Raw genomic sequence first — 12,632 nt, forward strand, 5'->3', positions numbered from 1 at the left:
CGATCATGAAGGCGTTGTCAGCCCTGCCTGCGCAAGTCCGCCAGTACCTGCTGGTCACCGGTAACTACTGGGCCTTCACCCTCACCGACGGCGCGTTGCGCATGCTGGTGGTGCTGCATTTCCACGCGCTGGGCTACACGCCGCTGCAGATTGCCGCGCTGTTCCTGTTCTACGAGATCTTCGGCGTAGTCACCAATCTGGTCGGTGGCTACCTCGGCGCGCGCCTGGGCCTGAACCGCACCATGAACCTCGGCCTGGGTCTGCAGGTGCTGGCCCTGCTGATGCTCACGGTGCCGGCCGCCTGGCTGACGGTGTCCTGGGTGATGGGCGCGCAGGCGCTGTCTGGCATCGCCAAGGATCTCAACAAGATGAGCGCCAAGAGTTCGATCAAGCTGCTGGTGCCGGACAACCAGCAGGGCACGCTATACAAGTGGGTGGCCATTCTCACCGGCTCGAAGAATGCGCTCAAGGGCGTCGGCTTCTTCCTCGGCGGTGCGCTGCTGGCGCTGCTCGGCTTCAGCGGCGCGGTGCTGGCGATGGCCGCCGTGCTGGCGCTGATCTGGCTGGGCAGCCTGGTGTTGCTGAAGAAGGACCTGGGCAAAGCCCGCGCCAAGCCGAAGTTCCGCGACCTACTGTCGAAGAGCCGGGCGATCAACATCCTGTCGGCCGCCCGCCTGTTTTTGTTCGGCGCCCGCGACGTGTGGTTCGTGGTGGCGCTGCCGGTGTACCTGAGCACGGTGTTCGGCTGGGACTTCTGGATGGTGGGTGGTTTTCTCGCTGCCTGGGTCATCGGCTACGGCATCGTGCAGTCCTTCGCGCCGCGTATCACCGGCAAACAACGCGGACAGGTGCCGGACGGCCGCGCCGCTTTCGTCTGGGCCGCGCTGCTGGCCGGCCTGCCGGCGCTGATCGCGCTGGGCCTCGGTACTGGCTGGCCAGCGCAGTGGGTCCTGCTCGGCGGGTTGCTGCTGTTTGGCGTGCTGTTCGCGGTGAACTCCTCGCTGCACAGCTACCTGATCGTCAGCTACGCCAAGGAAGACGGCGTATCGCTGGACGTGGGCTTCTACTACATGTCCAACGCCCTGGGCCGGCTGATGGGTACGCTGCTCTCGGGCTGGCTCTACCAGCAGTACGGCCTGGCCAGCTGCCTGTGGTGGTCGAGCCTGTTCGTGCTGCTGGCGGCGCTGTGCTCGCTGGGGTTGCCGCGCCGGGCAGGCGATTAGCCGGCCTGGCAGGGCTCCAGCAGTTCGGCGTTGATCTGCTCGATGCGACTGACGCCACACAGCGCCATGGCCACAGCCAGTTCGTTGCGCAGGGCTTCCAGCAGGTTTTGCACGCCAGCCTGACCGGCGCCGGCCAGGGCCCAGGCCCAGGGGCGACCGATCAGCACGCCCTGGGCGCCGAGGGCCAGGGCCTTGAGCAGGTCGACGCCACTGCGTACGCCGCCATCCAGGAGGATCGGCAGGCCTCCGTCGAGTGCGCCCGCCACGGCGGGCAGCTGGCTGATGGTCGAGGCCACGCTGTCCAGTTGGCGACCGCCATGGTTGGACAGCACGATGCCGTCGGCGCCGCATTGCAGGGCGCGCAGCGCATCGGCCGGTTCGAGAATACCCTTGAGAATCAGCTTGCCGGGCCATTGCTGGCGCAGCCAGTGGATATCCGCCCAGCTGACCGAGGGATCGAACTGCGCATCCAGCCAGGCCTTGAAGGCCGTCAGGTCGCTGGGGTCGGCCATCCGGTCGGCCAGGTTGCCGAAATGATGCGGCTTGCCGGCAATGCCCACGTCAACCAGCCAGTGCGGGCTGAGTGCCAGTTGCGTGGCCTTGGCCAGCCGCCCGCGCCAGCCGGCATCCAGCATGCCGTTGCGGATATCGCGCCGGCGGATGCCGGCCACCGGCAGGTCCACGGTAAACAGCAGGGTATCGCAGCCAGCCGCCAGCGCCCGTTGCAGCAAGGCCGTTACGGCGCCACGGTCACGCAGCATGTACAACTGGAACCAGCAGGGCTGGGCGCACGCCGCATGTACTTCTTCCACGGCGCAGATACCGACGGTAGACAGGCTGAAAGGCACGCCCACCGCCTCGGCGGCACGGGCCGCCTGCACCTCGCCGCGCCGCGCATAGAGCCCGGCCATGCCCAATGGTGCCAGGGCCAGCGGCATGCTTAGCGTCCGGCCGAACAGCTGGCAGCGCGTGTCCAGCTGGCTGACGTCGCACAGCACGCGCTGGCGCAGGCGCAGGCGGGCAAAGTCGGCGCAGTTGGCGGTCAGGGTGTGCTCGGCATTGGCGCCGCCATCGATGTAGTCGAAAAGAAAGCGGGGCAGGCGGCGTTCGGCCAGGCGCCGGTAATCGGCACAGTCGGCGGGAATGATGCGGTAGGTGCGCGACATGCGGGTGTCCTGTAGCTGTTGTTGTGGGGACAGGCTGCACCCTGCCAGCTCGTGCTGCCGGCGACAAGCCGCCGCGGTGATCGGCTTTCGGGGTAGCCTTCGTTAGGCTAGACTGTGGCCAGCGTGACCGTCCGGGTCGTGTTTTGTGCGGAATCCTACTGTGCGCCTGTTGCTGCTGTTGAGCCTGCTGTCTGCCCTGCTGTTGCCGAGCCTGGCCGGCTTGAGTGCGGCCGTGGCGATGCCGCATTGCGCTGAGCATACCGAGGCTGCAGCGCATGACGTAGCAGTCGTCGATGACTGCCATGCCCTGGCAGCCGAGCAGGCGCCCAGCTCCTGCGAGAATGGCCACAGTTGTGGTGGCGCCTGCCTGGTACTGGCCTGGCCGATGAGCTTGCAGCAACCGCTGGTGCAAGCGCCACTGCAGCCCATGCTTTCCCGTCCCCTGGCCTTGGTGCCCTTGCCCCATTGGCGTCCACCCCGCGCCCTCTGATGCCCTGAACCGTGCCGGCTTGACCGGCGAGTAGCCGTGGCGGCTGTCCACGGCCTGTTACTGTGCATTGGAGAACCGACCATGCCTGTTTTTTCCCGTGGCGTTGCCCTGGGCCTTTGGCTGCTGTGTATCAGCCAGGGCCTGGGCGCTGCGCCGGAGTCGCTGAGCTATGCCGACGCGTTGCGCCTGGCGCTGCACTCGGCACCGCAGAATGAAGCCGCTGCCGCAGGGCTGGAGGCCGCACAGGTGGTCCGCCAGGCTGCTGGCGAACTGCCCGATCCACAACTGATCCTCGGCCTGGACAACCTGCCGCTGGATGGCCGCGAACGCTTCAGTCTCAATCAGGACCCCATGACCCAGCGGCGCCTGGGTGTCATGCAGAGTGTGCCCAACGCGGCCAAGCGTGCCGCACGCGAACAGCAGGCGGAGGCGGAGATCGGCCTGGCGCTGGCCGCCAGCCAGCTCAGTCAGCGGCAAAGCCGCTTGCAGGCGGCCCTGGCCTGGCTGGAATTGTACTACCTGGAACAGCGCCAGCCCTTGCTGGCGCAATGGCGGCAAGCCGTGGCCATGCAGCGTGACAGTTTGCCGGCGGCCCTTGCGGAAGGGCGCAGCACGCCAGCCGAGTGGCTGCAGCTGGACCAGCAATGGCTGTTGCTGGATGAGCGCGACGAGGAGTTGCAGCGTGATCTGCAGGCCGCGCGTAGCCAGTTGGCGCGCTGGATTGGCGCAGCGGCCTGGCAGTCGCTGCAAGGTCCGCCGCCGCAGCGAACGTTGGATGCCGCGCAGTTGCAGGCTGCCCTGCAGCAGCACCCGGACTTGCAGGTGCAGCGGGCGCGAGTTGTCCAGGCGGATGCCGGGTTGCAGCAGGCGCTGGCCGAAAAGCGCCCGGATTGGGCTGTGGAAGTGGCTTACGGCAACCGTGCCGGCTATGGCGACATGCTCATGCTGGAGTGGCGGGTCGATCTGCCGCTGTTCGTCGGCAGTCGCCAGGGACCGCGTATCGCCGCGCAGCGTCAGTTACAGCGGCAGAGCGAGGCGCAGCAGGACGCCCTGTGGCGTCAACTGCAGGCCGAGCTGCAGGGCGCGCTGGCCAGCCGCCAGCAGTTGCAACAGGCCGTGCAGCGCAGCCAGACGCAGCTGGTGCCATTGGCCGAGCAAGCCGTGACGCTGCAACTGGCGGCCTACCAGGCGGGAGGCCAGCCCTTGCAGGCCGTCTTGCTGGCGCGCCAGGCGCTGGCTGACAGTCGCCTGCGCGAATTGCAGCTACAGGGGCGCCTGAGCCAGCTCGATGCGCAGCTTTATCACCTTTACCTGGAGGAGCCGCAGCCATGAAGCGCGCTACCCTGATGACTTTTCTGGCCGTCGTCCTGTTACTGGCCGGCGGCCTGCTGGGCTACTGGCTGGCGATGCAGCAGCCGACCGACGGGGATGCGGGACATGCTCATGGGCCAGCCGCTGCGGATACGCCGGGCGATGAGCGCCGAGTTCTGTACTGGTATGACCCGATGCGTCCCGACCAGCATTTCAGCCAACCCGGCAAGTCGCCGTTCATGGACATGCAGCTGGTGCCGCGCTATGCCGACCAGCAGAACGAACAGGCCGGCCTGCAGGTCAGTGCCGAGCGGGTACAGAGCCTGGGCATGCGTACCACGCGGGTCACTCGCGCCGCCTGGGAGGAAAACTGGCGACTGCCCGCCAGCCTGGCCTACAACCAGCGCCAGGTCATACGCCTGCAGGCGCGCGCCGATGCCTTTGTCGAGCGAGTCTATGGGCATGCCCCCGGCGATGTGCTGGCGGCCGGCACGCCCCTGGCTGACCTGCTGGTGCCTGCCTGGCAGGCGGCGCAACTGGAGTACCTGGCCCTGCTGGCGCATGCCGACCGAGCCTTGCAGGAGGCGGCACGCCAGCGCTTGTTGTTGCTTGGCATGCCTGCCGCGGACATCGCCGAACTGTCGCGCAGTCGACGCGCGGCAGGACTCTATACCCTGCGTACCCCGGCGGCCGGCGAGCTGCAGCAACTTGATCTGCGCCTGGGCATGCGCGTCAGCAGCGGGCAGCAACTGGCCCTGCTCAACGGGCTGGACACGGTATGGCTGGAGGCAGCAGTGACTGAGCAGGCGGCGCTGCGGGTCCGTCCCGGCATGCCGTTGCGCGTACACCTGGCGGCCCAACCTGGGCAGCCGCTGGAAGCCCGGGTGCTGGCGTTGTTACCCAGCCTGGATGCGCAGACACGTACCCTGACCCTGCGCAGCGAGCTGGCCAACCCCGAGGGGCGGCTGCGCCCAGGCATGTTCGCCGAACTGGAACTGCGTCTGCAGGACGCGCAGCCGAGTCTGCGCCTGCCGGGTGAAGCGGTGATTCGCAGTGGCCAGCGCAACCTGGTCATGCTGGCTGAGGAGGATGGGCGCTTCGTTGCCCAGGAGGTACGCCTTGGCCGTGATAACGGCCAGTGGGTGGAAATCCTCGAAGGTCTGCAGGAGGGGCAGCAGGTCGTCAGTTCCGGGCAGTTTCTGCTCGATTCCGAAGCCAGCCTGCGTGGCTTGGCCAGTCGTCCGGCGCAGGCCCCGCTGCATGAGGCGGACGGCTGGATACGCGGTATCGAAGGGCAGCGTTTGCTGCTCGAACACGGGCCCTTTGTAACACTCAACATGCCGGGCATGACCATGCCGTTTCGCCTGGCGCGTGCCGAGCTGGGCGAGGGGCTGGTGGAGGGCATGCGCGTGCGTGTCGGGGTCAGCCAGGGCGCACAGGGCTTGCAGGTGGAACGCATCGATGTGCTGGAGGTGCAGCCATGATTGCGCGCATCATCCGCTGGTCTTTGCAGCAGCGCCTGCTGGTGCTGCTGAGCACGCTGCTGCTCAGCGCCTGGGGACTGTGGTCGCTCCAGCAGACCCCGCTGGATGCCCTGCCTGACCTGTCCGATCCGCAGGTGATCATCCGCACCAGCTACCCCGGACAGGCTCCGCAGCTGGTCGAGCAGCAGGTGACCTATCCACTGGCCAGCAGCCTGCTGGCCGTGCCGGGTGCGCAGACAGTGCGCGGCTATTCCTTCTATGGCGATTCCTTCATCTATGTGCTGTTCGAGGAGGGCACCGACCTGTACTGGGCACGCTCGCGCGTGCTGGAGTACCTCAACCAGGCGCAGGGGCGCCTGCCGCCGGGCGTGCAGAGCAGCCTGGGGCCGGATGCCACCGGGCTGGGCTGGATCTTCCAATACGCCCTGGTCGATCGTAGTGGTCGCCATGACCTCGCCGAGCTGCGCGCCCTGCAGGATTGGTTCCTGCGCTATGAGCTGACCAGCCTGCGCAATGTGGCCGAGGTCGCCAGTCTGGGAGGCATGGTGCGCCAGTACCAGGTCGTGCTCGACCCGCAAAAGTTGCTGGTCTACGGGATCACCCCGCAACAGGTGGAGCAGGCTTTGCAGGCCGCCAACCAGGAAAGCGGTGGCGCCGTGCTGGAGCTCGCCGAGCGCGAGTACATGGTCCGCGCCAGTGGCTACTTGCAGAGCCTGGAGGATTTCCGCCAGGTGCCGTTGCGTGTGGATGCGCGAGGCGTGCCGGTGTTGCTTGGCCAGGTGGCGCATATCCAGCTGGGGCCGGAGATGCGCCGCGGCGTTGCCGAGCTGGATGGCGAAGGCGAGGTGGTCGGTGGCGTCGTGATCCTGCGTGCCGGCAAGGATGCCCGGGCCACCCTCGCGCTGCTGCACGAGAAACTGCAGCAACTGCGCGCCAGCCTGCCGCCAGGCGTGGAGATCGTCACCACTTACGATCGTAGCGAACTGATTGATCGCGCCATCGGCTACCTGGGTGGCAAGCTGGTCGAGGAGTTCATCGTCGTGGCCGTGGTCTGCCTGTTGTTCCTGGGCCACCTGCGTTCCTCGTTGGTGGCGGTGATCAGCCTGCCGCTGGGTGTGCTGCTGGCCTTCATCGTCATGCACTGGCAGGGCGTCAATGCCAACCTGATGTCGCTCGGTGGTATCGCCATCGCCATCGGCACCATGGTCGATGCGGCGCTGGTGATGATCGAGAACGCGCACAAGCGCATCGAGGCCTGGCAACAGGCGCATCCCGGGCAGCGTCTGCACGGTGCGCAACACTGGCAGCTGATCGGCGATGCGGCCGAGGAGGTGGGGCCAGCGCTGTTCTTCAGCCTGCTGATCATTACCCTGTCGTTCATTCCGGTATTCAGCTTGCAGGCGCAAGAGGGCCGGCTGTTCGGCCCGCTGGCGTTTACCAAGACCTATGCCATGGCGGCGGCGGCGGGCCTGTCGGTGACCCTGGTGCCGGTACTCATGGGCTACTGGATTCGTGGACGCATCCACGGTGAACAGCGCAATCCGTTGAATCGCTGGCTGATTGCCGCCTACCGGCCGCTGTTGCTGCGCGTGCTGGCCTGGCCGCGACTGACCCTGGCGTTGGGACTGCTGTTGCTGCTGTCCTGTCTGTGGCCGCTGAGTCGCTTGGGTGGCGAGTTCCTCCCGCCGCTGGATGAAGGCGACTTGCTGTACATGCCTTCGGCACTCCCCGGGCTGTCTGCCAACAAGGCGAGCGAGCTGCTCCAGCAAACCAATCGGATGATCCGTACGGTACCCGAGGTAGAGCGGGTGATGGGTAAGGCCGGGCGTGCCGAGACGGCTACCGACCCGGCGCCGCTGGAAATGTTCGAAACCAGCATTCGCCTGCGGCCCCGTGACGAGTGGCGCCCCGGCATGACCCCGGAGCGCCTGCTCGAAGAGCTGGATCGCGCGGTGCAGGTGCCTGGCCTGGCGAATGTCTGGGTGCCGCCGATTCGCAACCGCATCGATATGCTGGCCACCGGGATCAAGAGTCCGCTGGGCATCAAGGTCAGCGGGCCGTCACTGCAGCTCATCGAGCAGGTGGCGCAGGCGGTCGAAGCCCAGGCGCGCCAGGTGCCGGGGGTAACGTCGGCGCTCGCCGAGCGCCTGGTGGGTGGCGCCTACCTGGATGTGCAGATCGACCGGCGAGCTGCCGCGCGCTTCGGTCTGAACATTGCCGACGTGCAGGCACTGGTGGCCGGGGTGGTTGGTGGTCGCACTATCGGCGAGGTGGTCGAGGGGCAGGCGCGTTTCCCGATCAGCCTGCGCTATCCGCGGGCCTGGCGCGATACTCCGGAGGCGTTGCGGCGGCTGCCGCTGCTCAGCCCGTCTGGGCAGCAGTTGCGCCTCGGTGATGTGGCGCAGATCAGCCTGAGCGAGGGGCCGCCGATGCTGCGTAGCGAGAATGCGCGTCTGGCGGGTTGGGTCTACGTGGACATTCGTGGTCGTGACCTGCTGTCGACGGTGCGTGAGCTGGAGCAGCGCATTGCCCGCGAAGTGGCTTTGCCGGCCGGCGTTGCCCTGGCCTATGCCGGCCAGTTCGAGTATCTGCAGCGTGCCAATGCGCGCCTGGCCTGGGTACTGCCGGCGACCTTGCTGATCATCTTCGTGCTGCTCTACCTGACCTTCCGGCGTGTTGGCGAGGCTCTGTTGATCATGGCCAGCTTGCCGTTTGCGCTGATCGGCGGGGTGTGGCTGCTCTACCTGCTGGACTTCAACCTGTCGGTGGCCACGGCGGTCGGCTTCATCGCCCTGGCCGGTGTGGCGGCGGAGTTCGGGGTGATCATGTTGCTCTACCTGGATAATGCCTGGCGAGCCCGCCAGGCCGCAGGCGCGAAGAGTGTCCAGGCCTTGCAGGAGGCGTTGGTGGAGGGCGCGGTGCTGCGGGTGCGGCCCAAGGTAATGACTGTGGCGGTGCTGGTAGTCGGGCTGTTGCCGATGTTCTGGGGCAGCGGCAGCGGTGCCGAGATCATGCAGCGTATCGCCGCACCGTTGGTCGGCGGCATGCTCAGCGCGCCTTTGCTGTCACTGTTGCTGTTGCCGGCGGCCTATGGCCTGTTGCAGCGTTGGCGTCTGGCGCGCGGCGGTAGTTGAAGGCTTGCGTCGCGTCCGGCGCTTGCCGACACTGGCGGCGCTGGCGCGACAGGAGGGCAGGCGATGCAGCGGCTGGATCTTAAGGTGCGCCTGATGCTGGGCGATGAGATTGCCATGGGGCCGGGCAAGGCCGATCTGCTCGAGGCCATCGAGCGGGAAGGCTCGATCAGTGCGGCAGCCCGTGCGCTGGGCATGTCCTACCGGCGTGCCTGGTTGCTGGTGGAAACCATGAACCGCTGCTTCAGCCAGCCCCTGGTGCAGGCCCTGGCCGGCGGTCGCCAGGGTGGTGGTGCCCAGCTCAGCGACGAAGGCCGCCAGGTGCTGCAGCGCTACCGCCAGTTGCAGGCGCGTCTGCGCGCAGTGGCCGAGCAGGACTGGCCGGAACTGGCCGCGTTGTTGCGCTGAACGGCGGTCGGTTTTTCCCGGCTGCGGCAAAAAATGCCATTGCTCCCGGCAGGGTTATCTGACTTAATCGCCAGCTTTTTTAATGCTGGCGATGGCCAGCCGCCTTCAGGAGTATTCCGATGACGCACACCTACCGCGCGCTGGCCCTGGCCGCTTCGCTGACTGTCGCCACGCCGGCGCTGGCTGGCGAGCTGCTGCACTGGCAGAACAACAGCCTGAGCTACCTGTATGGTCATGACTACAAGGTCGATCCGGGCATCCAGCAAACCGTGACCTTCGAACATGCCAGTGGCTGGCGTTTCGGTGACCTGTTCTTCTTCACCGACCTGATTCACTACAACGGCGGGCAGAACGGTGCCGGTGATAGCCGTACCTTCTACGGCGAGCTGTCGCCGCGACTGAGCCTGGGCAAGGTCTTCGACATGCCGCTGAGCATCGGCCCGATCAGTGACGTGCTGCTGGCGACCACCTACGAGTTTGGTGAAGATGATGTCGAAAGCTACCTGATCGGCCCGGGCTTCGACCTGGCGGTGCCGGGCTTCGATTACTTCCAGCTCAACGTCTACCGTCGCGAAACCGATGGCAAGCGCGCCGGCAGTGGTGTCTGGCAGGTGACTCCGGTGTGGGGCTACACCCTGCCGGTGGGCAACTCGGACATCCTCATCGACGGCTTCATCGACTGGGTGGTCGATAACGATGACAACGGCCCGGCCGGTGAGTATCACGCCAACCTGCACATCAACCCGCAGATCAAGTATGACCTGGGCAAGGCGCTGAGCTGGGGCGAGAAGCAGTTCTACGTCGGTGTGGAATACGACTACTGGAAGCACAAGTACGGCATCCAGGACGGTGGTTTCGTCAGCGACAACTTTGTCGGTTCGACCAAGCAGAACACCGCCAGCCTGCTGCTCAAGGCGCACTTCTAAGCGCCTGCTAAACGCCTCGAACAGCCAGCCCTGGCTGTTCGAGGTGCATCACCCGGCCGCTGTGCGTGGCCGCTGCTGACTCAGGGTTCCAGTTGCTGGAGGAAACTGGCCAGGGCGTTGATCTCCTGGTCAGTGAACTTCTCGGCGATGGTCAGCATCACCGAGCCGGCGCGGCTGGGGTCCTTGTCGCGGAAGCGGGTCAATGCCTTGCGTACGTACTCGGCAGGCTGGCCGGCCAGGCGCGGCATGCTTTCCTGGCCTTCGCCCTGGGCACCATGGCAGGCCACACAAATCCTCGAGAACATGGCCTGGCCCTGCTGCAGAAGGGCCGGATCGACCGGCTCCTTGGGGGCCTTGACCTGCTGCTGGCTGAAGTACACGGCGATGTCCACGCGCTCCTCCAGGGTCAGGGTCTTGGCCAGCTTGCTCATCACGAAATCGCTGCGCTGGCCATTGGCGAATTTCTCGAAGGCATTGAACAGGTAGATCGGGCTCTGCTGCGCCAGGTTGGGAATGTAGGCGCGCTTGCTGTTGCCGGTTTCGCCGTGGCAGTAGCTGCAGAAGCGTACCCGCTCTGCGCCACTGGCGTAGGCCTGTTCGCGCAGTTGCGGGTCGGCAGTGATGCGGTTGAAGCGTTCCAGTGCTTCTTCACTGGCCATGACGCTGCCGGTCAGGCAGCCGAGTAGAGCAATGACGATGACACGCATGGGCGTAAATCCTTGGACGCAGGCGGCACGCTGAACAGGGAGTACCTCGAAAGAGGTGATGGTGGGTCACTATAAGGATCTGCCGGCACTTTTCCCCGTAGCAGATCAATGAAATGGCAGGTTTTTGCCGGTGTCTGATCGTCATCCCGGTCAACGGCGTACAATGCCGCGCTTTCCCATTCCGTCGAGGAGTTTCCGTGAGCCAGTTGCCACCCTGCCCGCAATGCGCCAGTCCCTATAGCTATGCCGACGGTGATCTGCTGATTTGCCCCGAATGTGCCCACGAGTGGTCGGCCGCGGGCGACAGCGATGCCGTCGACGCTGATGCGCCGATCAAGGATGCGGTAGGTAACCTGTTGCAGGATGGCGACACCGTTACGGTGATCAAGGACCTCAAGGTCAAGGGCAGCTCGCTGGTGGTCAAGGTCGGCACCAAGGTGAAGAACATCCGTCTGTGCGGCGGAGACCACGACATCGACTGCAAGATCGACGGCATCGGCGCGATGAAGCTCAAGTCGATGTTCGTGCGCAAGGTCTGATCACCCTGCTGCCGGCCGGCCAGCGCGCAGCGCGGGCCGGCCGGGGTGTCTACTGCTCGCCGGCGGTCGGGCGGACGCCGACCTCGGCGCTGAGTTGCAACAGCTTGCCATCGCGGAGGATTTCGATCTGGATGCGTTGTCCTGGCTGGGTGCGTGCCACCTGGTTCATGGAGCGCCGGCCATTGCTGGCTGCCTCGCCGTCGATACTCAGGATGATGTCGCCGGGCAGCAGGTTGGCCTGCTGCGCCGGGCTGCCCCGGTAGATCCCGGCGACCAGGATGCCGGCGCGCCCCTGCAGGCCGAAAGCCTCGATCAGTTCTGGGGTCAGTTGCTGCACTTCGATGCCCAGCCAGCCGCGGATCACCCGGCCGTGCTCGATGATCGACTGCATCACCTCCATGGCCAGCTTGACCGGGATGGCAAAGCCGATGCCCTGCGAACCGCCGGACTTGGAAAAGATCGCGGTATTGATGCCGACCAGCTGGCCTTCCGCATCAATCAGCGCTCCCCCCGAGTTGCCGGGGTTGATCGCTGCATCGGTCTGGATGAAGTCCTCGTAGGTGTTGAGGCCCAGCTGGTTGCGTCCGGTGGCGCTGATAATGCCCATGGTCACCGTCTGCTGCAGGCCGAAGGGATTGCCGATGGCCAGCGCCACATCGCCAATGCGGATGCGGTCGGAGCGCCCGACGGCAATCGCCGGCAGGTCGGGTAGGTCGATCTTGAGCACCGCGAGGTCGGTTTCCGGGTCGCTGCCGACCAGGCGCGCCAGGGTTTCCCGGCCGTCCTTGAGGGCTACGATGATCTGGTCGGCGCCGGCGATGACGTGGTTGTTGGTGAGCAGGTAGCCCTCGTGGCTGATCAGCACCGCCGAACCGAGGCTGGACTCCATGCGTTGCTGGCGCGGGAGGTTGTCACCGAAGAACTGACGGAATTGCGGGTCCTCCATGAGCGGGTGCATGGCACGGCTGACCAGCTTGCTGGTGTACAGGTTGGCGACTGCCGGCGAGGCTTTGTCCACCGCGTTGGCATAGGAATAGGTGGCCGCCTGCGAGCGGGCGCCAAGCAGTGCCTGGCCGTGCGCGCCGGGCTGGTCCAGGCCGACCCAGTGGGGGTAGCGCTGGATGAGCAGTAACGCCAGCAGCAGGCCGGCCAGCAGCGGCCAGCCAAAGTAACGCAAGGCCTGGTTCATGGAGACATCCTGAGGGTTGTCGAGGCACGGGCGGCCCCTTAAGGTGGCGGCCATTATA

At 66.1% G+C, this 12,632-nt stretch carries 11 protein-coding genes; 8 read left to right on the forward strand and 3 right to left on the reverse strand.

Annotated elements, in window-relative coordinates; all coding sequences use genetic code 11:
* Window positions 1-5 precede the first annotated feature (5 nt).
* Window positions 6-1,223 (forward strand): organoarsenical effux MFS transporter ArsJ, encoded by a 1,218-nt coding sequence (arsJ, locus tag CW360_RS14970; RefSeq protein WP_101194265.1) that lies wholly within the window; start codon window positions 6-8, stop codon window positions 1,221-1,223.
* Here the strand turns inward: arsJ and CW360_RS14975 are convergent.
* Entirely contained in the window at window positions 1,220-2,389 is a 1,170-nt protein-coding gene (locus CW360_RS14975; RefSeq protein WP_101194266.1) for an L-lactate dehydrogenase, read from the reverse strand. The two genes, arsJ and CW360_RS14975, sit on opposite strands and share 4 nt — an antisense overlap.
* A gap of 160 nt (window positions 2,390-2,549) precedes the next feature.
* Between CW360_RS14975 and CW360_RS14980 the strand changes: the two genes are divergently transcribed.
* From CW360_RS14980 to CW360_RS15005, 6 genes are all read left to right on the forward strand, one after another.
* Window positions 2,550-2,879, forward strand: a complete 330-nt coding sequence (locus CW360_RS14980; RefSeq protein WP_101194267.1) for a hypothetical protein — start codon at window positions 2,550-2,552, stop codon at window positions 2,877-2,879.
* Between the two features lie 81 nt (window positions 2,880-2,960).
* Window positions 2,961-4,211, forward strand: a complete 1,251-nt coding sequence (locus CW360_RS14985) for a TolC family protein (protein WP_093985878.1) — start codon at window positions 2,961-2,963, stop codon at window positions 4,209-4,211.
* Complete coding sequence (locus tag CW360_RS14990; protein WP_101194268.1) at window positions 4,208-5,674, forward strand: efflux RND transporter periplasmic adaptor subunit; 1,467 nt, start codon at window positions 4,208-4,210, stop codon at window positions 5,672-5,674. The genes CW360_RS14985 and CW360_RS14990 overlap by 4 nt, the downstream gene beginning before the upstream one ends.
* Window positions 5,671-8,808, forward strand: coding sequence for an efflux RND transporter permease subunit (locus tag CW360_RS14995; RefSeq protein ID WP_101194269.1), 3,138 nt, complete (start codon window positions 5,671-5,673; stop codon window positions 8,806-8,808). Before CW360_RS14990 ends, CW360_RS14995 begins: the two co-directional genes overlap by 4 nt.
* 63 nt (window positions 8,809-8,871) lie before the next feature.
* Window positions 8,872-9,213: a winged helix-turn-helix domain-containing protein gene (locus tag CW360_RS15000; RefSeq protein ID WP_093985881.1), complete on the forward strand. Its 342-nt coding sequence runs from the start codon at window positions 8,872-8,874 to the stop codon at window positions 9,211-9,213.
* Window positions 9,214-9,332: 119 nt separating this feature from the next.
* The gene (locus CW360_RS15005) at window positions 9,333-10,139 is read left to right on the forward strand and encodes an outer membrane protein OmpK (RefSeq protein ID WP_093985882.1); all 807 of its coding nucleotides are present in this window, start codon (window positions 9,333-9,335) and stop codon (window positions 10,137-10,139) included.
* A gap of 80 nt (window positions 10,140-10,219) precedes the next feature.
* On the opposite strand, the gene CW360_RS15010 is transcribed toward CW360_RS15005, so the two are convergent.
* Window positions 10,220-10,846, reverse strand: a complete 627-nt coding sequence (locus tag CW360_RS15010) for a c-type cytochrome (protein WP_093985883.1) — start codon at window positions 10,844-10,846, stop codon at window positions 10,220-10,222.
* A gap of 197 nt (window positions 10,847-11,043) precedes the next feature.
* Here CW360_RS15010 and CW360_RS15015 point away from each other — a divergent pair, with 197 nt between their 5' ends.
* Entirely contained in the window at window positions 11,044-11,385 is a 342-nt protein-coding gene (locus CW360_RS15015) for a zinc ribbon domain-containing protein YjdM (protein ID WP_093985884.1), read from the forward strand.
* 49 nt (window positions 11,386-11,434) lie between these two features.
* On the opposite strand, the gene algW is transcribed toward CW360_RS15015, so the two are convergent.
* Window positions 11,435-12,574 (reverse strand): Do family serine endopeptidase AlgW, encoded by a 1,140-nt coding sequence (gene algW, locus CW360_RS15020; protein WP_101194270.1) that lies wholly within the window; start codon window positions 12,572-12,574, stop codon window positions 11,435-11,437.
* Between the last annotated feature and the right edge of the window lie 58 nt (window positions 12,575-12,632).

Origin of the sequence: Pseudomonas fluvialis, assembly GCF_002835605.1 — a bacterium.
Classification (GTDB): domain Bacteria; phylum Pseudomonadota; class Gammaproteobacteria; order Pseudomonadales; family Pseudomonadaceae; genus Aquipseudomonas; species Aquipseudomonas fluvialis.

Bases quoted from the DNA above. Each gene is read 5' to 3' on its own strand.
- arsJ (WP_101194265.1), top strand. From the start codon at position 6: ATGAAGGCGTTGTCAGCCCTGCCTGCGCAAGTCCGCCAGTACCTGCTG.
- CW360_RS14975 (WP_101194266.1), bottom strand. From the start codon at position 2,389: ATGTCGCGCACCTACCGCATCATTCCCGCCGACTGTGCCGATTACCGG.
- CW360_RS14985 (WP_093985878.1), top strand. From the start codon at position 2,961: ATGCCTGTTTTTTCCCGTGGCGTTGCCCTGGGCCTTTGGCTGCTGTGT.
- CW360_RS14990 (WP_101194268.1), top strand. From the start codon at position 4,208: ATGAAGCGCGCTACCCTGATGACTTTTCTGGCCGTCGTCCTGTTACTG.
- CW360_RS14995 (WP_101194269.1), top strand. From the start codon at position 5,671: ATGATTGCGCGCATCATCCGCTGGTCTTTGCAGCAGCGCCTGCTGGTG.
- CW360_RS15000 (WP_093985881.1), top strand. From the start codon at position 8,872: ATGCAGCGGCTGGATCTTAAGGTGCGCCTGATGCTGGGCGATGAGATT.
- CW360_RS15005 (WP_093985882.1), top strand. From the start codon at position 9,333: ATGACGCACACCTACCGCGCGCTGGCCCTGGCCGCTTCGCTGACTGTC.
- CW360_RS15010 (WP_093985883.1), bottom strand. From the start codon at position 10,846: ATGCGTGTCATCGTCATTGCTCTACTCGGCTGCCTGACCGGCAGCGTC.
- algW (WP_101194270.1), bottom strand. From the start codon at position 12,574: ATGAACCAGGCCTTGCGTTACTTTGGCTGGCCGCTGCTGGCCGGCCTG.